This window comes from Polymorphospora sp. A560 (assembly GCF_045781765.1).
Classification (GTDB): Bacteria; Actinomycetota; Actinomycetes; order Mycobacteriales; family Micromonosporaceae; genus Polymorphospora; species Polymorphospora lycopeni.
Genome location: NZ_CP122282.1, coordinates 7328135 through 7350908, shown reverse-complemented (window position 1 = coordinate 7350908; position 22774 = coordinate 7328135). Strand labels below are relative to the sequence as shown.

16 protein-coding genes are annotated in these 22774 nt (G+C 71.6%); 6 read left to right on the top strand and 10 right to left on the bottom strand.

The genetic code is table 11. The features are described from left to right. Positions 1 to 4: 4 nt before the first annotated feature. Entirely contained in the window at positions 5 to 988 is a 984-nt protein-coding gene (hemB, locus tag QCD66_RS33110; RefSeq protein ID WP_364211404.1) for a porphobilinogen synthase, read from the top strand. Between the two features lie 113 nt (positions 989 to 1101). Beyond that, positions 1102 to 1473 carry a hypothetical protein gene (locus QCD66_RS33105; protein ID WP_375733715.1) on the top strand — a complete coding sequence of 124 codons (372 nt, stop codon included), beginning with the start codon at positions 1102 to 1104 and terminating at the stop codon, positions 1471 to 1473. A 78-nt stretch (positions 1474 to 1551) separates the two neighbouring features. Here the strand turns inward: QCD66_RS33105 and QCD66_RS33100 are convergent, their stop codons facing one another. From QCD66_RS33100 to QCD66_RS33090, 3 genes are all read right to left on the bottom strand, one after another. Continuing rightward, on the bottom strand, positions 1552 to 4824 hold the full coding sequence (locus QCD66_RS33100; protein ID WP_375733714.1) for a lamin tail domain-containing protein: 3273 nt from the start codon (positions 4822 to 4824) through the stop codon (positions 1552 to 1554). A 134-nt stretch (positions 4825 to 4958) separates the two neighbouring features. Then, positions 4959 to 5981: a GNAT family N-acetyltransferase gene (locus tag QCD66_RS33095; RefSeq protein ID WP_375733751.1), complete on the bottom strand. Its 1023-nt coding sequence runs from the start codon at positions 5979 to 5981 to the stop codon at positions 4959 to 4961. Positions 5982 to 6058: 77 nt separating this feature from the next. After that, positions 6059 to 7696, bottom strand: coding sequence for a lytic murein transglycosylase (locus QCD66_RS33090; protein WP_375733713.1), 1638 nt, complete (start codon positions 7694 to 7696; stop codon positions 6059 to 6061). An 81-nt stretch (positions 7697 to 7777) separates the two neighbouring features. On the opposite strand from QCD66_RS33090, the gene QCD66_RS33085 reads away from it, so the two are divergent. Further along, complete coding sequence (locus QCD66_RS33085; protein WP_357535621.1) at positions 7778 to 7999, top strand: zinc ribbon domain-containing protein; 222 nt, start codon at positions 7778 to 7780, stop codon at positions 7997 to 7999. A gap of 295 nt (positions 8000 to 8294) precedes the next feature. Continuing rightward, positions 8295 to 11171 (top strand): adenylate/guanylate cyclase domain-containing protein, encoded by a 2877-nt coding sequence (locus QCD66_RS33080; protein WP_364211419.1) that lies wholly within the window; start codon positions 8295 to 8297, stop codon positions 11169 to 11171. Position 11172: 1 nt separating this feature from the next. Here QCD66_RS33080 and QCD66_RS33075 read toward each other — a convergent pair whose 3' ends face one another. Together QCD66_RS33075 and QCD66_RS33070 are read right to left on the bottom strand one after the other, a co-directional pair. After that, positions 11173 to 11715 carry a phospholipase gene (locus QCD66_RS33075; protein WP_357535625.1) on the bottom strand — a complete coding sequence of 181 codons (543 nt, stop codon included), beginning with the start codon at positions 11713 to 11715 and terminating at the stop codon, positions 11173 to 11175. A gap of 262 nt (positions 11716 to 11977) precedes the next feature. Then, positions 11978 to 13630 carry a family 10 glycosylhydrolase gene (locus QCD66_RS33070; RefSeq protein ID WP_364211422.1) on the bottom strand — a complete coding sequence of 551 codons (1653 nt, stop codon included), beginning with the start codon at positions 13628 to 13630 and terminating at the stop codon, positions 11978 to 11980. A gap of 237 nt (positions 13631 to 13867) precedes the next feature. On the opposite strand from QCD66_RS33070, the gene QCD66_RS33065 reads away from it, so the two are divergent. Then, positions 13868 to 14863: a potassium channel family protein gene (locus tag QCD66_RS33065; RefSeq protein WP_364211425.1), complete on the top strand. Its 996-nt coding sequence runs from the start codon at positions 13868 to 13870 to the stop codon at positions 14861 to 14863. A gap of 820 nt (positions 14864 to 15683) precedes the next feature. On the opposite strand, the gene QCD66_RS33060 is transcribed toward QCD66_RS33065, so the two are convergent. The 4 genes from QCD66_RS33060 to QCD66_RS33045 form a co-directional block, all read right to left on the bottom strand. Further along, positions 15684 to 16721, bottom strand: coding sequence for a DUF2330 domain-containing protein (locus tag QCD66_RS33060; RefSeq protein ID WP_375735060.1), 1038 nt, complete (start codon positions 16719 to 16721; stop codon positions 15684 to 15686). 64 nt (positions 16722 to 16785) lie between these two features. Then, entirely contained in the window at positions 16786 to 17850 is a 1065-nt protein-coding gene (locus QCD66_RS33055; RefSeq protein WP_364211431.1) for a 2-oxoacid:ferredoxin oxidoreductase subunit beta, read from the bottom strand. After that, a complete protein-coding gene (locus QCD66_RS33050; protein ID WP_364211434.1) occupies positions 17843 to 19690 on the bottom strand; it encodes a 2-oxoacid:acceptor oxidoreductase subunit alpha in 1848 nt (615 codons plus the stop codon). Before QCD66_RS33050 ends, QCD66_RS33055 begins: the two co-directional genes overlap by 8 nt. A gap of 202 nt (positions 19691 to 19892) precedes the next feature. Beyond that, positions 19893 to 21275 carry a hypothetical protein gene (locus QCD66_RS33045; RefSeq protein WP_375735061.1) on the bottom strand — a complete coding sequence of 461 codons (1383 nt, stop codon included), beginning with the start codon at positions 21273 to 21275 and terminating at the stop codon, positions 19893 to 19895. Between the two features lie 152 nt (positions 21276 to 21427). Here QCD66_RS33045 and ndhC point away from each other — a divergent pair, with 152 nt between their 5' ends. Continuing rightward, positions 21428 to 21805, top strand: a complete 378-nt coding sequence (ndhC, locus tag QCD66_RS33040) for an NADH-quinone oxidoreductase subunit A (protein WP_212826131.1) — start codon at positions 21428 to 21430, stop codon at positions 21803 to 21805. A gap of 35 nt (positions 21806 to 21840) precedes the next feature. On the opposite strand, the gene folP is transcribed toward ndhC, so the two are convergent. Continuing rightward, positions 21841 to 22710, bottom strand: coding sequence for a dihydropteroate synthase (gene folP, locus QCD66_RS33035; protein WP_357535639.1), 870 nt, complete (start codon positions 22708 to 22710; stop codon positions 21841 to 21843). Positions 22711 to 22774: the final 64 nt, after the last annotated feature.

Here is a 22774-nt window from a genome sequence, read left to right as displayed (position 1 = left end):
CCTGATGTCTTACCCGGACATGCGTCCGCGCCGCCTGCGGCGCAACGCGGCGATGCGCCGGCTGGTCGAGGAGACCCGGGTCGCGCCGGCCGAGCTGGTGCTGCCGATGTTCGTCAAGGAGGGGCTCACCGAGCCCCGTCCGGTCGCCTCGCTGCCCGGCGTCGTCCAGCACTCCCGTGACTCGCTGCGCAAGGCTGCGGTCGAGGCGGTGCAGGCCGGGATCGGCGGCATCATGCTCTTCGGCGTACCGGCGACCCGCGACGAGACCGGCTCGGGCGGCATCGACCCGGACGGCATCCTCAACGTGGCGATCCGCGACGTGGTGGCCGAGATCGGCGACTCCACCGTGGTGATGAGCGACCTCTGCCTCGACGAGTTCACCTCGCACGGGCACTGCGGGCTGCTCACCCCCGGTGGTGAGGTCGACAACGACGCCACCCTGGCGGCCTACGCCGAGATGGCGGTGGCCCAGGCCGCCGCCGGGGTCGGCGTGGTCGGGCCGTCCGGCATGATGGACGGCCAGGTCGGCGTCGTACGCCGCGCGCTCGACGCGGCCGGTTACCAGGACGTGGCGATCCTGGCGTACGCCGCCAAATACGCCTCGGCGTTCTACGGCCCGTTCCGGGACGCGGTCGAGTCGGCGCTGGAGGGTGACCGGCGCAGCTACCAGCAGTCGCCGGCCAACCTGCGCGAGTCGCTGCGCGAGGTCGAACTCGACGTGGCCGAGGGCGCCGACATGGTGATGGTCAAGCCGGCGCTGCCCTACCTCGACGTCGTGGCCGCGGTCCGCGACCGGGTCGACGTGCCGGTCGCCGCCTATCAGGTGTCGGGCGAGTACGCCATGGTCGAGGCGGCCGCCGCCAACGGCTGGCTGGACCGCGACCGGGTCATGCTGGAGACGTTGACGTCGATCCGTCGTGCCGGGGCGCAGGTCATCCTCACCTACTGGGCGGTGGAAGCCGCCCGGCTGCTCCGCGCCGGATACTGACCCGCTGTCGCGACTGTCATTTCTGCCACCGCGGGTGTCGCAAAATGTCGTAACCCTGTGGAGCCCAGATTCAAAGCCCCTGGTCTGGCCGTCTGGCGTGCCACGATGAGCGCGTGAAGATTCCACTTCAGCGAATCGACAGCCTGGAATCCGAGGCTGCCCGGTTCCACCAGCGGTTCGAGTTGGTCGACGCACGTCTGTCGTATCTCACCAACGCTGTCGGGGATCTGTCGCAGGGGCAGCGCGAGCTGCGTCTGGACATCCGGGAACTGCGCCAGGGCATGGGACAACTGCGTGACCAGGTCGCCGTACTGGACGGCCGAGTGACGGCACTGGACGGCAAGGTGACGGCGCTGGAGGGCAAGGTGACGGCACTGGACGGCAAGGTCACCGTGCTGGATGGCAAGGTCGATGCGGTGGCCGTGCAGGTGCTGGCGATCGCGCGGCATCTCGGCATCGCGGACGGTGCGCGCCCAGGCGGCTGAGGGCGTACCCCCCGAACGCGAACACGACACGGCCCCCGTCGCCCTGCGAGGCGACGGGGGCCGCGGTGTCGGTACGGATCAGTCGTCGTTGACGATGGTGCCGGTGGCGGTCGCCGTCAGCGTCCGCAGCCCGGGCACGCCCGCGACCACGAAGTTCAACGTCTCGTTCCGCTCCTTCACCCGCTCACCGCGCACCTGCACGGTGAACGTCACCGACGTCTGCCCCGCCGCCAGCGTCTTGCAGCCGGCGAAGAGGTTGAAGTCGAACAGCGGCAGCGCGGTGCCGGGCAGCGCGGTGGCGCAGAGCAGCACCGGGTGGCTCAGCGGCCGCGACACCTCGACGGTGAAGGTCATCGGGGTGGTGCCCGAGTTGCCCTCCACGACCGAAACGTCGGCCACCGACAGCGCCGCCCGCGAGTGGAACCGGGCCACCTGCGGGTCGTGGTCGCTGGCGCCGCGCGAACCGTCGCCCTCGTAGTCGGCCGGGAAGTCCGCGTTGACGTGCGCGGCCCGCATCTCGATCAGGTCGCCGTAGAGGGCGTCGTTGACGAGGATGTGGTCGAGCGTCTGCACCTGGCCCTCGAAGACGTACGAGTACGCCGCCGACGGGTTGGCCGCGTTCAGGTCGTCCCACAGGTTGTGCAGGCCGCCGTCGTACAGCGGGCCCAGTTGGTCCGACGGGATCGGGTTCTGCGCCGTCGCGATCGGGTCGTCCGGACGCGGGAACACGTTCAGGTCACCGCCGTACGCCACCCGGGCGTGCGGGTCGGCGGCCTCGATCGCGGCGACGATCGCCGCCCCGTACGCGGCCTGTTCGGTCCGCTGCCCGACCCGCGCGTCCGGGGTCGACGAGAAGTGGTTGCTGACCGCCCAGAGCGCGAACCGGTCGTTCGACCCCGGCGCGGCGGCGACCAGGAACTTCGCCACCTGCGGGGCCCGGGTGTAGACGTTGGACCCGTCGACGCCGGTGGAGCGGTCGACGTCGGCCGGCAGCACCGCGTTGAGGGTCTTCGGGTTCTGCACGTCGGCGTTGCTCGGCAGCCCGGCGGACCGGTACTGCACGGTCGGCGCGGAGCCGAGCACCGCGTCGCCCTCGGTGGCCTCGGCCAGCGTCAGCCGGTCGGTGCGGTACATGAACGCCGAGACGATGCCCCGGGCGTCGGCGCCGTTCCGGTCGTACGCCGCGTCGTACGCCGGTCCACCGGCGGCCTTGATCCGCAACGCCAGTTCCTGCAGCGTGTCGGGGGCGCCGTCGGCGTTGTTGGTGTCACCGCAGACGAGCTGGTCGCCGGAGACGGTGCAGATGTCCTGGTCCTCGGCCTCCTGGATGAGCAGCAGGTCGGGGGAGTGCAGGTCCTTGATGATCTGGTCGGCCAGGTCGCCGAGCTGTGCCTGGTAGTCGGCCTCGCTGGCCGGCACGTAGTCGAACGGCGGGCTGACCCCGGTGCAGCCGGAGTTGCCGGCGAAGTCGCAGCCGTCGAACGGGTCGTCGCGGAAGTCGTACAGGTTCTCGACGTTGTAGACGGCGACCGAGAACTCCTCGGACCGCTTCGCCGGCCGCGGCGCGTGGTTCTTCGCCGGGTCGGTGCCGGCGGTGAACGCCGCCTGCTCCACCTGTACGCCGTACTTCTCGAACGAGTAGTAGAGCGCGCCGACGGCGTCGCCGGTCAGCTTGTCGAAGGCGCGGGCCGGCGGGAGCAGCGCGGTGTTGTCCTGCGCGGTCCACTTGACACCCATCGTGCCGAACATGATGCGCTGGCCGTTGCCGTCGTTGAAGCCCTGGCCGGGCTGGTTGTCCAGCTCGTGGGTGTCGCGGAAGACCCGGCGGGCGTACGGGTCGGCCCGGTCGAGCAGCGGGTCGTCCCGGTCGACGAGCCAGATCTCCGAGTCGGCGGTCGACGCGAAGACGTTGCGGCCGCTGATCGCGCCGCTGCCGGCGCGTACCCGGATCCGCTCACCCTCGTGCCGCTCCCAGAACCGGTCGGCCTGCGCCAGGTCGGCCGGCGGGATCGCGTCGGTCACCTTGACCGCCGTGTTCACGTCGAGTCCGGAGGCGAGCTTCTCGACCAGCGAGGCGCTGGAGAGCTGGGTGAGGTTGAAGTATTCCGACACCCGGGCCCGGACGACGATCTCGTCACCGACGGTCGGCGCGTAGCCGCCGATCAGGGTGTCGAAGCCGCCCATGAAGACGAAGATGCCGTCGGAGCTGTTCGGGTCGCCGTCCTCGGTGCCGAGCCGGCTCTGCATGAAGAAGCCGTACTGGTTGGCGCCCGAGCTGTTGCGGGCCAGGGTGCGCTGGGTGACGACACCGCGTACGTCGTGCAGGGTGCTGCTCGTGCCGTTGCCGGAGGCGGGGGCGAGCGGCGACCGGTGCAGCCGGGCGTTGGCGGTGTCCGAGACCGGGCCCTGCACCTCACCGATCGACAGGACCGAGGTCACCTGCACGTTGAGGGTGCAGGTGGCGGTGGTGCCGTCGGCGTCGGTCGAGGTCAGCGTCACCGCGTAGGTGCCGCCGGGCAGGTCGGCGCTGGCGGTGACGGTCGCGGTCGCGGTGCCGCCGACAGCGGACGCGGCGGTGAACGCCGTACGGGAGATGCTGCCGGCCGACGGGGCCGGGCTGACCGCGGTGACGGCCAGGTCCACGATGGTGTCGTCGACGTCGGTGGCGGTCACCTCGCGGCTGGCGGCGGTGCCGGCCTGCGTGACGAGGGCGCCACCGCAGTTGAGCGTCGCCGGCTGGTCGACCGGGCCGCCGCCGTCGACGGTGTGCGAGCCCAGGCCGTCGAACGTGTCGACCGGGTAGCCGATCCACTCGGCCGCCGGGTCGAACGCGTCGTCGGGGTTGGTGTCGCCGGTCGTGACCGACGGCTTGCGACGCAGCGTGTTGTCGGCCGTGCTGGTCAGCCCGCTGCCCCACTCGGTGCCCGGGTCGTTGCCGACCTGGCCGATCGAGTCGACGACGGTGCTGCCCTTGCGCAGCACGATCGCGTCGTCGCCGTTGAACAGCCCGGCGGTCGTGGTCTGGTCGGCCTGGGCGAGGATCGCCGTCCCGGACGAGGCGTGGGCGAAGACGAACACGTCCCCGTTGGCCACCGTGCCGGTCAGCGGGAAGCTGGTGCCGGTGGTGCTGCCGTTGAAGAAGACCTGTAGCGAATAGCCGGCGGCGGCGAGGTTGACCGCCGCGCCGGTGCCGTTGTAGATCTCGATCGCCTTGTTGTTGGACGAGCCTTCGATGTATTCCGAGATGAGCAGCTCGGTGGGTGCGGCGAGTGCCGCAGTCGGTGCGAGACCGGCCGCAGCGGTCAGGGCTGCGGTCGCGGTGAGTACGGCGCACAATCGGCGCGGGCGCATCAAGCCTCCACGTTGGGTGAATGGGAGTCAACGCACGTTAAGGCCCGTCGCTGGCTGACGTCTATCCCACAGTGGTCCGAAGGGTGAACTCACCCGACGGGCCGGGGCGACAGACCGCCGCCGCGGCGCCCCGTTCAGTCGCGGTTGTTGAACCGGTGTACGAGTTCGGCCACGTCGATGCCGTATTCGCACCACTCACGGTCGGCGAGGAAGCCGAGTTCGGCGTTGACCTTGAGCATCGGCTCGTTGGCCTGCGCGTTCCAGGTCTGCACCTCGGCGAGTTTCGGCTCGGCGCCGCGTAGTTCGAAGAGCATTCGGGCCTTGATCGCCCGGTCGATGCCGTATCCGCGGTGGTCCTGGGCGACGATCGTGTCGTACTGGTCGGCCCGGGTCGGGTGCTGCGCCGGCACGACGACCTCGGTGAGGCCGGCCACCTCGCCCGTCTTCTCGTGGATGGCCAGCACGATGTAGGGCTGTAGGCCGCGGCGGCGCAGGCAGGCGAGGCTGTCCCGCAGCCGCTGCGGGTCGTAGGAACTGGGGCGCAGGTCGAGGTCGCCGTCGTCGATGTCGCGGACCTCTGCCTTCGCCTTCGCGTACGGCTCGATCAGCTCGTCGGGCGGCCCGCCCGGATAGAACTCGACCCGGTAGCCGGCGGCGATTCCCCCGGCCATCTCGCCCAGCGTCAACCAGTCCACCGTGGACAACTTCAGTACGCTGCGCGTTTCGACGTATTCGCGGATGAATCCCAGCGACTCGTAGAAGGCCACCGCCGGCGTGTTGCCGACGACCTCGACGCCGATCGACGAGAACCCCTCGTTGTAGGCCCGCCGGGCCGCCTTGGCGAGCAGCCGCTGACCGAGCCCGGTGCGCCGGACGGACGGGTGGACCAGGAGTTCGACGACGCCGATGTCACCCAGGAGCAGGACATTGACGTGACCGAGCAGCCGGCCGGGCCGCCCGTCGGGGCCTGCTTCCTCCTCCGCGATCCAGCAGATCCGTCGTTCACCCGGCATCGTTTCGGCCAGGTATTCGCGCAGGAAGCTGTCCTGCCACAACGGATCTTCCGGCACGTCCGTCGCGACGACCGCGTTGAGCGTGTCCAACATCGACCCGATCTCGTCGGCCGGCGCTGTTCGTGGATCCCACTCGCGCACAATCACCCGTCTAGCTTGCCGCTAACCGGACCCGGACGAAAGTGCTCAGTCCCCGAATGTGTGCGGGCGGTGACGCCGGCTCAGGCGCGGCTGGCCGCCCCGTATTGGTTCGCCGCGTCGAACACGGCCTGTGCGTACTGTCGGACGTCATTGTAGGAAAGGATCGCGTTCCACCAGTCCTGCGACGTCGACAGGTTGCGTCCGTTGCTGCACAGGTAGTTGGCGGCGGCCAGGGCGGCGTCGTCGATGTCGTGCGGGTCCTTGACCCCGTCGTTGTCGGCGTCGACACCGCTGATCGCCCACGTGCTGGGGATGAACTGCATCGGTCCGACCGCCCGGTCGAGGACCGGGTCGCCGTCGAGCCGGCCGCCGTCGGTGTCGGCGATCCGTTGCCGTCCACCCTGGCCGTCGAGCGGCAGGCCGATGATCGGCGGCATCGCCTTGCCGTCCGGGCCGAGCGACGCCCTGTTGGCCCGGCCGTGGTTGGACTCCACCAGCCCGATCGCCGCCAGTGTCGTCCAGGTCAGCCGGCAGTTCGGCGTGGTGCGGCTGACGACGAGTTCGGCGTAGCCGTACGCCTGGACCGCGACCGCCGGCACCCCGATCCGCTCGCCGGTCTGCTGCGCCCAGCCGGCGAGCACGTCGGCCGGGCGGCCGGTCGGTTGGGGCAGTCCCGGCACCGCGCCCGGTGAGGTGGTCGGTGCCGTGGTGGGCAGGGTCGGCAGCAGTTCGAGGTCGGGGTCGGGCGAGACCTCACCCGGGCCCGCGACCGGCGTGGGGTCCGGCGCGATCGCCGGGACGATCACGGCGCCCGCGGTGCCGGTGGCGGCGACGACCAGCAACAGCAACAGCGCGGGCAGGGTGAGCCGGCCGCTCGGCCGGCGCGACCAGGCACCGACCGACCGGGCCGCGGACGCCGCGGCCTGCCGGGTCGGCCGGCGTACGGCGTGCGCGAACGGGACGCGTATCCGGCTGCGGCGTTTGGGTGCGACGGCGGCGACGGGTGCTGTCGGAGCGTCGCTGGCGGGTGCGGCTGCCGGGACGGGAGTCAGGTCGATCTTCGTGTCGGTGTCGCCGGGCTTGCCGGTGCTGGTCGGCGCGGTGGCGGTGGGTTCGATGGCGCCGGTCCCGGCGGCCGGGGTGGGATCGATGGCGCCGGTCCCGGCGGCCGGGGCGGGATCAGTGGCCGGGGTGGGATCGGCGGTGCCGGTCCCCTCGGCCGGGGTGGAACCCGCGGCGGTCCCGGCGGGCGGGGCCGCCGCGTCGATGGCGGCCGGGGTGCCGGCCGGGTCCGGTCCGCCGGTGGCGGGGCTGCCGGCCGGTGCGGCGACGGCGGTGGCGGGGCTGCCGGCCGGTGCGGCGACGGCGGTGGTCGACGCGTCGCCCGCTGCCGGCCGGTCGGTGCCGTCCTTGCCGTCCGTGGCCGGTGTCGGGTCGGCACTCTCGGCGGTCGCCGGTCGGTCGGTCGTGGCCGGGTCGCCCGCCGGTGGTTCAGCCTGCGCGGCCGGTGCGTCCGGCCCGGTCGTCGGGCTCTGCGACCGCGGCGCCTCGGCCGCCGGAGTGGCGTCGGAGGTGGTCGATTCGGTCGGCGGCTTGCCCGGCTGGGCGGGCACCGGTGGTGGCGGTGCGTCGTCGGGCGCGGCGCCCGAACTGGCCAGCGGCCCGGCCGCCGCCAACTCGGCGGATGCCGGTACGGCCGGACGTAGTCGTCGTGCCACCGGTGTTTCCTCCCCGCCTGTCACGCTGTCGAGTATTACCCATCGCGCGCAACTCGTCAGGTCCAGCCGTACCCTGGCGGCATGCCCCGGTACGAGTTCCGTTGCCGCGCGTGCGGCAGCACCTTCGAGGTCAACCGTCCGATGGCCGAGTCTTCCTCGGCCGCGACCTGCCCGCAGGGTCACGACGACACGGTGAAGCTGCTTTCCACCGTCGCGTTCACCGGCCGGGGTGGCACAACCGCTGGCAGCGGCCCGGTTCCTGCCGGTGGGGGCGGTTGCTGCGGCGGCGGCTGCGGTTGTTGACGTACGACCGAAACCCGGCTTTTGCTGGTATTTGAGGCTGTTTCTGGGCAGATTCCGCTCGGGCCGATCATCCGTAAGGCTCCGAGATCTGACCTGTCGTGCCACAACCGGGGCCACCCGTTGTCGTTACGCCACCCGTAGCATCGCCCCCGTACGCCGCACGTCGAACACCGGTCGATGACATCGTCCCAGGCCCTGGCGTCTGGGATGGAGTCTTGCCGTCCTTTTCTACGATGCGCGGACCGTGGGGCGTACGGAAGCATGAAGCCGACTTCCATGGGGGCGGAGGTTCACCGTGTCGGCACGGAATCACCTGCCGAGTGGCCTGGTGACTTTCATGTTCACCGACATCGAGGGCTCGACGAGGTTGGCCCAGATGCTCGGTCCGGGCTACCGCCCGGTGCTCAGCGAGCACCGGCGGCTGCTGCGGTCCATCCTGTCCGCCAGCGAGGGCATCGAACTCTTCACGGAGGGTGACTCCTTCTTCGTCGCGTTCGCCGACGCGGCCGCCGCCCTCGACGCCTGCCTCGGCGCCCAGCGGGCGCTCGCCAGCCACGACTGGCCGAGTCCCGAGTCGGCACCCCGGGTCCGGATGGGACTGCACACCGGACACGCGGTGCCACTGTCCGGTGAGTACGCCAGCCCCGAGGTGCACCGCGCCGCCCGGATCGCCGCCGCCGCCCACGGCGGCCAGGTGCTCTGCTCGGGCGCGACCGCCCAGCACGCCGCGCCGCTGCCGGTCGGGGTCTCCCTGCTCGACCTGGGCCTGCACCGGCTACGCGGCTTCGACGACCGGGAGCGGCTGTTCCAGCTGGTGGCGCCCGGACTCGAACGGCAGTTCCCGCGCCCGCGCACCGCCGACGCCGTACCGCACAACCTGCCCACCCAGATCACCTCGTTCGTCGGGCGGCAGGCCGAACGCGCCGAACTGCACGAACTCGTCGCCGAACAGCGGCTCGTCACGGTGGTGGGCGCCGGTGGCGCCGGCAAGACCCGGCTCGCCGTCGAGCTGGCCGGCGGTGTCGTGGAGTCGTACCCGGACGGGGTCTGGTTCGTCGACCTCGCCCCGGTGACCGATCCCGGCCTGGTCGCCTTCGCCATCGCCGCGGTCCTCGGGCTGCGGCCCGAGCCCGGCCGGCCGATGGTCGACACGCTGGTCGAATACGCCGCCGCGCGCCGGATGCTGCTGCTGCTCGACACCTGCGACGCCCAGCCGGCGGCGACCGCCGAGGTCATCTCGCGGCTGCTCACCGGTGGTGGCGGCGTCCGGGTGCTCGCCACCAGCCGGGAACCCTGCGGCCTGCCCGGCGAGGTGGTCTGGCGGATACCGCCGCTGTCCGCCGACCCGGGGCCGGACGGCGGCCCGAGCGAGGCGGTCGCGCTGCTGCTAGCCCGGACGGTGGCGGCGCGCGGCGGCCGGCGGGCCGGCGTGGTCGAGACCGACGACCTGCGGCGGGTGGTCAGCCGGCTGGACGGGCTGCCGCTCGCCATCGAACTGGCCGCGGCCCGGCTGCGGGTGCTGTCCGCCAGCCAGCTCGCCGAGCGCCTCGACGATGTGCTCGGCACCCTCGACGCCGGCCGCGACGAGCCGGTCGGCGCCGCCTCGACCGACGGCCGGTTCGTCGCCAGCCAGGTCGACACCATCGACCTCGGCGGTGCCGGAGCGGTGGCGCCGGCCGTCCACGGCCGTACGGCCACCCAACGGCACGTCACCATGCAGGCCACGGTCACCTGGTCGTACCGGACGCTGGGGCCTCGCGCGGCCCGGCTGCTGCGCTGGCTCGCGGTCTTCTCCGGGCCGGTCGACCTGACGACGGTGGAGTGGCTGTTCGACGACGACGCCCTGGACCCGCTGGCGGTGCTGGTCGACAAGTCGATGCTCCAGGTCGAGCCGCACGCGGCGGGCAGCACCTACCGGATGCTCGACCCGATCCGGGCGTACGCGGCCCGCCGGCTGGTCGACGCGGGCGAGGAGCGGGCCGCCCGGGACCGGCACGTGGCGTGGTCGCTGCACGCGTTGCAGCGCGCCCACCTGGGGTCGGACGGCCGTCCGGTGACGCTGTCGCTCTACAGTCTCGACCCGCTCGCCGACGAGCTGCGCGCCGCGTTGCGCTGGACGGCGACCGGGGGCAGCGCCCGGCTGGGGCTCCAGATCGCCAGCGGCCTCGACCAGTGGTGGCGCGAACGTGGGCTGGCCCGCGAGGGCCGGCTGTGGCTGTTCCGGCTCTACGGACGGATCGCCGAGACGGGGGAGCGGATTCCGGAGGCGGAGCTGGCGGCGGCCTACCACATGCACTCGCTGCACGCCGGCGCCGACGGCGAGTTCGCCGAGGAACTGCGCTTCTCGCAGCAGGCCGAGGCGGCGGCGCGGCAGGCCGGCGACGCGGCGTTGCTGGCCCGGGTGCTTTCCGGGCGGGCCGCGCCGCTGGTCGACATGGGCCGGCTGGGCGAGGCCGAGCAGATCTGCCGCGAGCTGCTCGACTGGGCCGGCCGGGAGGGCGTGACCGGGGAGACCCTTTTCGCCGTCTACGGCCTCGCCGAGCTGCTCTGGCAGCGGGGGGCGCTGGACGAGGCGGCGGAGCTGCTGGGCGCGGCCCGCCCGGTCGAGGCGTCCCGACCGGTGGAGCGGGGCCGGCGTACGGTCGACATGCTGCTCGGCATGGTCGCGCTGGCCCGGGGTGACCTGGTCGCCGCGCACGACCACCTGGTGGTGGCGTTGCGGTCGCGGATGCTGCACGGTTTCCATCGGCGGACCTGCGACGCGCTCAATGCGATGGCGGTCCGGTGTGCGCTGGGCGGCGATCCGTCGACCGCCGCGCTGCTGTTCGGCGCCGCCCAGGCCAACCGGTCGGTGCTGCGTACGACGGCGGGCATGTTCGGCGGCTACTGGGCGCAGCAGCAGGCCGACCTGCGGACCGTGATCGGTGACGGGGAGTTCGACCGGGCCTACGCGCAGGGGGCGAAGCTGTCCCTGGAGGAGGCGGTCGAGCTGGCACTCGGGATCGAGCATCCGGATCTCGCCGCCGGGTCGAGCCGGTTCGCGGCCGGCGCGGGGCAGTTTCCGGGGCTGCCGCCGCGGTTGCCGGCCGAACCGGCGCCGCACCGGTCGGGAGCCTTCGGGTACGTCTCCGACGTGTCCCGTGAGGTCCTCGACCGGCGCGAACTGCCGTGAATCAGCGGGCGTCGGCCTGGGCCATCCGCTTCTCGCCGGCGGCCTTGAGGCTGGCCGCCTTGTCCAGGTCGGCCTGGCTCAGGACGACCTTTCCGAAGGTCCGGACCGCCTGGTAGTAGGTCCAGGCCAGGCTGGTGCAGGCCGGCCGCACGAACGAGTTGTACGTCGCGCAGACCCGCTTGAGGTCCTCGTAGAAGGCGCTGTCCAGGCGGGCCTTGTGGGTGGAGAACTGGCCGACCGCCTTGTAGTTGCGGTAGCCGAAGTCGTGCCGGTAGCACGACAGGTTGAACGTGAAGCCGAGCGGGTTGTCCGGGCTCGACGAGCAGTAGTCGGTCGTCCAGTTGAAGTTGTACGCGGCCCAGGCACCCTGGTTCAGCCGGGCGGAGTTCCACGAGTTGTAGCTGCTGGCGCTGGTCTGGGTGAAGCTCGACAGGACGGAGAGCTTCTGGGCCTGGGTGACGGCGGCGGCCGGGGTGGACATGCCGATGGTCGTCAGGACGGCAAGGGTGGTGCCGGCGAGAATCGTCAGAAGCCGACGTCGCATTGCGTACCTCCGGGGGAACGGGGGAGCCCGTCGTTCGGGCGGGGCGGTCAGCCCTGGTGACCGGTGGGTAACCAGGGGGTCACCAGTCTCGGGGGATAGGCTGGCGCCGATGTATAGGCGAAGTAGATCTTTTGCGTCTTACGGGTAAACGGACAGATGCCCCGGAATCAATGTGATCCCGGGGCATCCGGTCCAGCGATGTGTCCGATTTGCCTAGTCAGATCGGCGGTCTGCCTGGTCTGGCGGGCAGCGGTCGGTCAGGTCAGCGGACGACGAACCGCGGCGGGCTCGGGATGCTCTCGTTGTAGAGCCGGTCGAGCGTGCTCACGTAGTAGGTGTAGCGCTGACCCGGCACCGCCGTCGGGTCGACGTAGGACTGGGTGCCGGAACCGGTGGCCCGCAGCGTGGCGACCAGGTTCGAGGCGTCGGCGAAGTCGCAGGCGGCCGGCAGGCCGAGACCGTCGAAGCGGTACACGGCATACGACGTGGCCTTGCCGAACGGCCCGACCCCGTCGGCCGGCTGCCGCCAGCTCAGCTTGACCCCGTCGGCCTGCCGGGTCGCCCCGGTCACCACCGGGAACATCAGCGGGCGGCTCGGCAGGTGGTCCATCGTCGGCACCAGCGCCGGCCGCGAGTAGTGCTCGGCCGCGTAGATGTCGGCGGAACCGAGCCGGTTCGCCCGGACCTGCACCGCGCTGAAGTGGATGTTGCCGGCCACGTTCGGGTAGTCGCGGTTGAAGGTCAGGTGCTTCGACATCTCTCGCGGGTCCTGCCACGCCGCCGGCTGGGCCGGATCGGCGATCTTGTAGTCGGCCTGACCGATGTAGAGCTGCACGTCGGTGCCGTCGACGACGTCCGACCACCACGGCACCAGCTTGGCGTAGTCGGCGACGGCCAGACCGATGTTCCAGTAGACCTGCGGCACGATGTAGTCGATCCACTCCTCCTTGACCCACTTGCGGGTGTCGGCGAAGTTGGCGTCGTACGACTGCGAGCCGCTGGTCTCCGAGCCGAGCGGGTCGGCCGCCTTGTTGCGCCAGATGCCGAACGGGCTCACGCCGTACTTCACCCAGGGCTTGGCGGCCTTGATCTTCTCGCCCATCTCCTTGATCAGGAGGTCGATGTTGTTCCGGCGCCAGTCAGCCTTGTTCGCGAACCCGTCGCCGTACTCCTCGAACGTCGCCGCGTCGCCGAAGTCCTGGCCGGCGGCCGGGTAGGGGTAGAAGTAGTCGTCGAAGTGCACGCCGTCGATGTCGTACCGCAGCACGGCGTCCATCATCGCGGTCTGGACGAACGCACGGACCTCGGGAACGCCCGGGTTGTAGTAGAGCCTCGACCCGGCGGCGTTGACCGGGTAGGCAACCGTCCAGTCCGGGTTCTGCCGAGCCGGGTGGCCCGGGGCGAGCTTGTCCAGGTCCGCGCCCGCGCCGTCCGGCATCGAGATCCGGTACGGGTTGAACCAGGCGTGGAACTCCAGGTTGCGCTTGTGCGACTCGGCGACCAGGTAGGCCAGCGGGTCCCAGCCCGGGTCCTGGCCACGGGTGCCGGTCAGGAACTCCGACCAGGGCTCGTGCGGCGACGGCCAGAAGGCGTCGGCGGTCGGGCGGACCTGCACGACCACGGCGTTGTGGTTGAGTCGCTCGGCGAGGTCCAGCCAGCCCTGGAACTCCGCCTTCTGCGTGGCGATCCGGTCCGGGGCGGTGTACGAAGCCTTGGTCGGCCAGTCGATATTGACCACGGACGCGATCCACATGGCTCGGAACTGGCGTTTCGGGGTTGCCGGATCGGTCTCGCAGCCGGCGTTCGAGGGGGTGTGGGTCACGACCGGCGCGGCGCTCGCTGGGGTGGCGGCGACCGCGAGCGAGCCGAGCAGCGCCACGGCCAGCCCGGCGGCTCTGAGTCGATGTGCCTTCATGCGGTGCGTCCCTTCGTTGGGGCTCCCGTGTCCTGTGTGGGCGCGGTGACCGCGGACGGGGACGGGCCGGGCGGTTCCGGCAACATCCGTCGCTAGCGATGCATCGCTAGAAGGAAATTTTCACAAGTGCCCGGCGAGCGCAAGACCCGACTCGGCCCGGCCTTCCGCCACCGGGCCACCCGCCCCCCGCTATGTTGTGGACGTGCACGCCGACGAAAGGGCGGGGCGAGACCAGCAGTGATCCACTTTCCCGCCATCAACAAAGGCCCGCTGCGCGCCCTTAGCCTGCGGCTCGCCGCCGCGATCGGCCTCGTCCTGGCCATCGTCGCCGTCGTGTACTTCGACCGCGACGGCTACCGCGACGTCAACGAGGACGAACTCAACCTCATCGACTGCTTCTACTACGCCGTGGTCACCCTCTCCACCACCGGGTACGGCGACATCACCCCGATCACCGACACCGCCCGCCTGGTCAACGTTCTGGTGATCACGCCCGCCCGGGTGCTCTTCCTGATCATCCTGGTCGGCACGACCCTCGAGGTCCTGACCGAGCAGTACCGCACCAACCTGCGCCTCACCCGGTGGAGGAAACGAGTGAAGGACCACGTCATCATCTGCGGCTACGGCACCAAGGGGCGCAGCGCCATCAGTGCCCTGCTCGAGAACGGCGTCGACAAGCAGCGCATCGTGGTCGTCGAGCGCAACGCCACCGGCGTACGGCAGGCCACCGCCGCCGGCCTCGTCGCCATCGAGGGCTCCGCCACCCGCTCGTCCACCCTCAACGAAGCACACGTCAAGAACGCCAAGGCCGTCATCATCGCCACCAACAGCGACGACGCCGCCGTACTCGTCGCCCTGACCGTCCGGCAACTCACCGCCGGCCAGGTACGGATCATCGCCGCCGTACGGGAAGCCGAGAACGCGCCCCTGCTCAAACAGAGCGGCGCCCACCACGTCATCGTCTCCTCGGCGACCGCCGGTCGCCTGCTCGGCCTGTCGACGTCCGCCCCGCCACTCATCGACGTCGTCGAAGACCTGCTCACCCCGGGCCAGGGCATGGCACTGGCCATGCGCTCGGCCGAACGCGCCGAGGTCGGCTCCTCCCCCCGCGACCTCGACACCCTCGTCATCGCCCTCGTACGGCGTGGCAAGGTCGTGTCGCTGGCCGAACCCGGCGCCACCGCCATCGAAACCGGCGACCTCCTGGTGTACGTCCGCGACGACCGGAGTTGACCGGCCTCGCTGGCTTGTTGGTCCTCGCTTCGCTCGGACGGCTCGCTCCGCTTCGCGCCGCCTGAGTGCACCGTCTTCGCCCTGCGGGCCGCGACCGCTTCGCGGCGCGGTCCTCGGGCTCCGGACGGTGCGGCGGCGCTCGGTCGACTCGCGACGTGAGTTGCGGTCACACCTGTCCGCCGATTGCTTCGCCGATCTGTGTCTGGTTGGGACGGGGTCGCGGGTCAAGAGGCTGTCCGAGTTCGGTGGTCGGGCGGTCGCGCCCAAGCCGACCCGACAGTCCGGCCGGCTGGCGAGGTGAGCGCGGGCGGGATTGTTCCGGCCGGATAACCCCGCCCGCGCTCAGTTCGTCCTGCGGGATATTCGTCCAGCGGGGCGATATGCGCGGAAAGTCCGCCCTGGGCGGGGAGTGGGTCGTGGAGCCACGTGGTTGATCTGGGCGGGAGGAACCTTATCGAGCGTGGATAAGGTTCCTCCCGCCCAGATCAACGAGGGTGATCACCAACGACGCTCCCGGCACCAGGTGGCTCCGGCCACCGTCCGACGGAAGCTGCGAAGCGTCCGGCTGCCCGTCGGCCGTGCCGACCACCAACCGCAACCCGCCGGCGAAGCAATCGGCGGACAGGTGTGACCGCAACTCACGTCGCGAGTCGACCGAGCGCCGCCGCACCGTCCGGAGCCCGAGGACCGCGCCGCGAAGCGGTCGCGGCCCGCAGGGCGAAGACGGTGCACTCAGGCGGCGCGAAGCGGAGCGAGCCAGCCCTCGCGGAGCGAGGGCCAGCCAGCTCAGCCAGCCGAGCCGAAGGCGAGGCCAACCAGCTCAGCGGGTGCGGCGGCGCATCAGGACGGCGGTGACGGTGCCGGCCACGATGAAGGTGAGCAGGACACCCAGGATGATCAGAAATGGGCCGGCGGGTAGGCCGGCGAGGTAGACGGGCTCGGTGCGGTAGACGACGTCGCGGTGGTCGTCGTCCGCCCCGGCGGCCACGAATCGGTAGTCGTCCGTGATCGACTCGGGGGACTCGATGCGCTGGTCGAAGCGGGTCAGGAACCTGCGGCCGTCGACCAGGCCGGCGAGTGTGGTGCCGGCGACGGCTTCGGGGCCGATCCAGCCGGCGAACCGTACGTGCGAGTCGGTGGGCCCGACCGGACCGGCGCTGCGGACCCGGTGGTCGGTCAGCACGTAGAGCCGGACGCTCTGCGCGTCGCGGGCGAGGGCGGTCAGCCGCATCGGGTAGACGATCTCGGCGCTGGCGAAGCTGACCCGTAGCGGGGGCAGCTGCCGGCTGAGCCGCTCCCGGTCGTCGGGGGCGGTCAGCTTCACCGCCACGTAGCGCCAGCCGGCCGCCGCGTACGGGGCGAAGCCGCCGGCGAGCGCCGGATCGAGGCGGTAGCCGTGCCCGTTCAGCCAGTTGGCGAGCGCGTCGCCGTCGGTGGCGGCCAGGGTGGTGACGTCGTACGGGCCGATGGTGATCTGGTCGAGCACGGTGGCGCCGTCGCCGGGCGCGCTGCCGGCGGTGGCGCCGCCCCGGCCCCAGGGCGGGAACCAGTCGCGGACCACGACGGTGCGTGGCCGGGTGAGGACGGCCAGGTCGGCGAAGAGGTCCTCGGGGCCGAGTTCGAAGGACGGGTCGGCCGGTACGGGCAGGATCCAGGCCGCGTCCCGAGGCTCGTCGGTCATGGTGAGCCCCATGACGATCTCTTCGGTCTGGCCGTCGTGCCGGATGAGGGCGGTTTCCTCGTTGACCCGTACGCCCTCCTGGGTGACGACGGCCCCGCAGGCGCACGCGGCGGCTGGCGGGACGACGAGGAGGAGGCCGGTCAGCGCGAGGATGGTAAGCAGGGCGAGTCGACGCACGACGCCACGCTGCCACAGCGGGGCAACCGCCGTCGATCGGCGGTCGCCCCCGTCGTTGCGCGGGTTACAGGATGGTCCAGGTGTCGCCGCTGCCGAGCAGGCCGGCGAGCTGCTCCTCCGGGGTGCCGCTGGCGCCGGACACGGCGGTCGCCAGTTGCTCCTGCACGACGCTGTCGTAGGACGGCCGGTCGACGTTGCGGAACACGCCGATCGGGGTGTTCCGCAGGGCGAAGCCGGGCAGCCGGGACAGTGCGAAGGCGTACGCCGGCTCGGCCACCGTCGCGTCGTGCACCACGATGTCCTCGGCCGGGGTGGAGGCGGTGTCGCGGACCTCCAGACCGAACGCGCCGGGCGGGTGTACGACGCAGAACTGGCCCTCGCGACCGAAGGTGATCGGTTGCCCGTGCTCGAGCCGGATCAGGTAGTCGTCGCGGGTCTCCGGCTCCTTGAGCTGGTCGAACGCGCCGTCGTTGAAGATGTTGCAGTTCTGGTAGATCTCGACGAACGCCGAGCCCTGGTGCTCGGCCGCCGCCCGCAGCACCGACTGCAGGTGCTTGCGGTCGGAGTCGATGGTGCGGGCCACGAACGACGCCTCGGCGCCCAGGGCGAGCGAGAGCGGGTTGAACGGGGCGTCGGCCGAGCCGACCGGCGTCGACTTGGTGATCTTGCCGACCTCGGAGGTGGGCGAGTACTGCCCCTTGGTCAGCCCGTAGATCCGGTTGTTGAACAGCAGGATCTTCAGGTTGACGTTGCGGCGCAGCGCGTGGATCAGGTGGTTGCCGCCGATCGACAGGGCGTCGCCGTCGCCGGTCACCACCCACACCGAAAGGTCCGGCCGCGACACCGACAGGCCGGTGGCGATCGCCGGCGCCCGCCCGTGGATCGAGTGCATGCCGTACGTGTTCATGTAGTACGGGAAACGCGACGAGCAGCCGATGCCGGAGACGAAGACGGTCCGTTCCCGCGGGATGTTCAGCTCCGGCATGAAGGACTGCACCGCCGCGAGGATGGCGTAGTCACCGCAGCCGGGGCACCAGCGCACCTCCTGGTCGGACTTGAAGTCCTTGGCGGTGAGCTTGAGGGCGACCGGCGTTGCCGCGCCGCCACCGGAGGTGTTGGCCTCAGGCATTCTTGACTACCTCTTCCAGCATGATCTCCAGCTCGGCGGCGGTGAACGGCAGGCCGCGGACCTGGTTGTAGCCGATGGCGTCGACCAGGAAGCGGGCCCGGATCACGTGCGCGAGCTGGCCCAGGTTCATCTCCGGGATGACGACGCGGTCGTAGGAGCGCAGCACCTCGCCGACGTTGGCCGGCATCGGCGCCAGGTGCCGCAGGTGCGCCTGGGCGATCGAGAGCCCGTGCTGGCGCAGCCGCCGGCAGGCGGCCCCGATCGGCCCGTACGTCGAGCCCCAGCCGAGCACGAGGACCCGCGCGTCGCCGTCCGGGTCCTCGACCTCCAGGTCCGGCACCGGGATCGACTCGATCCGCGCCGCCCGGGTGCGGACCATGAAGTCGTGGTTGGCGGGGTCGTACGAGATGTCGCCGGTCTTGTCGGCCTTCTCCAGCCCGCCGATGCGGTGCTCGAGTCCGGGCGTACCCGGGATGGCCCACGGCCGGGCGAGCGTCTCCGGGTCGCGCAGGTAGGGCAGGAAGGTCTTGCCGTCCTCGCCGTTGGGCGAGGTGGCGAACTCGACCCGCAGGTCGGGCAGCGAGTCGACCTCCGGCAGCAGCCACGGCTCGGAGCCGTTGGCGACGTAGTTGTCGGAGAGCAGGATGACCGGGGTGCGGTAGGTCAGCGCGATCCGGGCCGCCTCGATCGCCGCGTGGAAGCAGTCGGACGGCGACCGCGGCGCGATCACCGCCACCGGGGCCTCGCCGTGCCGGCCGAACAGCGCCATGTTGAGGTCGGCCTGCTCGGTCTTGGTCGGCATGCCGGTGGACGGGCCGGCCCGCTGCACGTCGACGATGACCAGCGGCAGCTCCAGCGCCACGGCCAGCGAGATCGTCTCGCCCTTCAGCGCCACGCCCGGGCCGGACGTGGTCGTCACCCCGAGCGCACCGCCGTAGGAGGCGCCGAGCGCGGCACCGATGGCGGCGATCTCGTCCTCGGCCTGCATGGTCGTGATGCCGAACCGCTTGTGCTTGCTCAGCTCGTGCAGGATGTCCGACGCCGGGGTGATCGGGTAGGCGCCGAGGAAGACCGGCAGCTTGGCGCGTACGCCGGCGGCGACCAGGCCGAGCGACAGGGCCGCGTTGCCGGTGATGTTGCGGTAGGTGCCGGGCTTCATCTGGGCCGGCTTGACCTCGTAGCGGACGCCGAAGTCCTCGGTCGTCTCGCCGAAGTTCCAGCCGGCCTTGAAGGCGGCGACGTTCGCGGCGACCAGTTCGGGCCGCTTCGCGAACTTGCGCTCGAGGAACCGCAGCGTCGACTCGTACGGGCGCGAGTACATCCACGAGAGCAGGCCGAGGGCGAACATGTTCTTGGCCCGCTCGGCGTCTTTCTTGGAGATCTGGTGCTCGGCGAGCGCGCCGACGGTCATCGAGGTCAGCGCGACCGGGTGCAGGGTGTAGCCGTCGAGGGTCCCGTCGTCGAGCGGGCTCACCTGGTAGCCGACCTTGGCGAGGTTGCGCTTGGTGAACTCGTCGGTGTTGACGATGATGTCGGCACCGCGCGGCAGGTCGACCAGGTTGGCCTTGAGCGCGGCCGGGTTCATCGCGACCAGGACGTTCGGCGCGTCGCCCGGGGTCAGGATGTCGTAGTCGGCGAAGTGCACCTGGAAGCTCGACACGCCGGGCAGGGTGCCGGCGGGGGCCCGGATCTCGGCGGGGAAGTTGGGCAGCGTGGAGATGTCGTTGCCCAGTTGCGCCGTCTCCGAGGTGAACCGGTCACCGGTTAGCTGCATGCCGTCGCCGGAGTCGCCAGCGAAACGGATGACCACCCGATCCAGTTGGCGGACCTGTTTGGTCACGAAGCTGACCTCCTTGCAAGCCGACGGCCGCGGGCCGCCCCCGGAATGGCCGACCCGCAGTCTTGTTCACCGCAAAGCGTACGTCGGATCGCCCGTCCAACCCCGCCCCGGGTCCAACGTGTGACACAGCCCTACTTCGCCGGCGGCGGATACCCACCCAGCGGCCGCCTACACGTCCGGCCCATCGAAACGCCCTGATCGCTCAGTCGGCGGCGGCGACCGGCGTCGATGCGCCCGTGCGGTCCTCGGGCCGCAGCCGGCGGCGCAGCGAGGTGGTCGCCAGGGCCAGGGCCAGCACCACCAGCAGGGAAGACACCGTGATCAGCGCGATCGCCGTCTTCTCCACCCTGGTCAGCGGGCCGGATCTCGGCGGCGCTCCCGGCGGCGGCAGGACGCCCTGCGAACCGGTCGGCCCGGCGCCGTCGAGGACCGGCGGGGTGGCGGTCGCCGCCGCGGCGACGATCCGGAAACTCATCTGCATCCGCCGGGTCGGGCCGTACGCCGCGTCGATGATGCCGATCACGGCCCCGGACAGTGGCGCGGTCCGCTGGGCCTCTGCGGTGGCGGCGACCGGCAGACGTAGCGACCCGACCCCGCCGGCCGAAACGGTCCCGAGCGCGCACCGGGTACGGGCGGCGTCGACCGCGCTGCAGTTGGCCGGTGGTGCCGGTACGGTCACGCCCGCTGGCAGGATCACCTCCACCGTGCCGGCTGAGTCCGTGTCGCCGGTGTTGCCCAGCCGTACGTCGAGCGTGCTGGACTGCCCGCTGATGTCGAAGCTGACCTCGTCGGCGTCGAGGGACAACCCGACGGCCGGCGGGCCGGGCGGGAAGAGGACCGCGAAGCCCTCGTCGTCGGAGACGGCGGGCAGATCCGGGTTTCCGGGGGCGGTCGCGGTCACCCGGACCGATCCGCTGAGCGGCATGTGCCGCCAGGCGTCCGGGGCGATCCGGAGCCGGATGAGCGTCGTCCACTGCGCGCCGGGGTCGGCTGTCCACGCGCCGCAGGCGTGGCCGTCGCCGGCCGGTGCGCACCCGGCGGTGCCGTCGTCGGACACCCCTGCCGGCAGCCGGTAGCCCAGTCGCATCACCTGCCGGGTCCCACCGGTGTTGGCCACCGTCACCCGCAGGTCGGCGACGGCCCCTCCGCCCGTCCAGTAGGTGGCGGTCAGCGGTAGGTCGCCGGTCGAGACGTGGACGCCGAGCCGGGGCCGGCCGGGCAGGTCGGGGCCGGGCGGTGCGGTCTTCGGCGTTCCGGCCGGGGGCATGGTGGCCGGGGCCTCGGTCGGCGCCCCGGTCGGTGACGCCGGGGTTTCGGCCGCCGGCGGGGTGGCCGTCGGCTCCGGTACGGGTGACGCGGACTCGGTGGCGGCCGGTGCCGAAGGGGTGGGCTCCGGCCGCGGTGTCTGGTTTTCGTCCGGCTCGGTCGCGGCGCGGGCGGCAAGCACTCGGGCGGCACCCGCGCGGTCGCCGACCGTGGGGTCGGCGGCCCCGGCCGGGACCGGACCGGTCACGAGCGCGAGCAGGGCGACGAGCCCCGCGGCGCCGGCCCGGGCGAGTACGGGCCCTGCCGTGACGCGTGACATCGAACCTCCGGGGCGGTGGGCTGCCAGGATCGGCGATGCTTGCACTTGTGCACTAGTCCCCGTGCGAAACAAATCCGTAACAGCGAATCGTGCCGCAGGTGGGCGGCGATCGTTGTCGTTGATCGGTCACCGTCGCCGGTAGGCTGCCGGCCATGAGCGGATACCTGGGGTCGTACGCGACGCTCGGGCTCCTGTTGCTCGCCAGCGTCGTCGTGTTCGTCGGCGCCTTCTCGGCGAACCGGCTGCTGCGTCCGGCGCGGCCCGCGGAGCCGCCCGGCAAGCGGGAGACGTACGAGTGTGGGCTCGACCCGGTCGGCGGCGACTGGGCGCAGGTGCAGATCCGCTACTACGTCTACGCCTACCTCTACGTGCTGTTCGCCGTCGAGGCGGTGTTCCTCTTCCCGTGGGCGGTGGTCTTCGACCGTCCGGGCTTCGGGCTCGTCACCGTCGCCGAGATGGCGATCTTCGTGGCCGTCCTCGCCCTGGGCATTCTCTACGCCTGGCGCAAGAACATCCTCCGCTGGACCTGATTCTCTTATCGGGCAAGGCGGACAGGGGTGCTCGCTCAGGCGAGCGCCCGCCGCGACACCGCCGGTGGCCGGTCACCACGGATCGACGCGACCATGTCCAGCACCCGCCGGGTCTCGCGTACCTGGTGGGCCCGGAAGACCCGGGCACCCAACCAGGCCGACACCGCCGTTGCCGCCAGCGTCCCCTCCAGCCGCTGGTCCACCGGCAGGTCCAGGGTCTCCCCGACGAAGTCCTTGTTGGAAAGTGCGACGAGCAGCGGCCACCCGGTCGCGGCCAGCTCCGCCAGCCGTCGGGTGATCTCCAGCGAGTGCCGGGTGTTCTTGCCGAAGTCGTGCGCCGGGTCGATGAGGATGCCGTCCCGACGTACCCCGAGGTCGGCGGCCCGGTCGGCGAGCCGGGTGACGGTCGAGACGACGTCGGCCACGACGTCGTCGAAGGCCGCCCGGTGCGGCCGGGTCCTGGGGCGCAGCCCGCCCGCGTGCGAGCAGACCAGCCCGGCACCGGTTCGGGCGGCCACCTCGGCCAGCTCCGGGTCGGCCCCCGACCAGGTGTCGTTGAGCAGGTCGGCGCCGGCCGCGACGGCCTCCACCGCCACCGCCGCCCGCCACGTGTCGATCGAGATCACCACGTCCGGGAAGGCGGCCCGTACGGCGGCGATCGTGGCGACCGTACGGCGGATCTCCTCGGCGACGTCCACCTGCTCGCCGGGGCCGGCCTTCACCCCGCCGATGTCGATGATGTCGGCGCCGTCGGCGACGGCCGTCTCGACGGCCCGCAGCGCCGCGTCCGCCGCGAACGTCGCACCCCGGTCGAAGAACGAGTCCGGCGTACGGTTCACGATCGCCATGACGGCGAGTTGCCCGGGCCCGAACGTGCGTGCGCCGAGCCGTAACGTTCCCGGCATCCGGACCTCCTTGATCACCGTCGGCTGGCCGTCCCCGACGCTAGACGACGCTGACCGTGCCGGG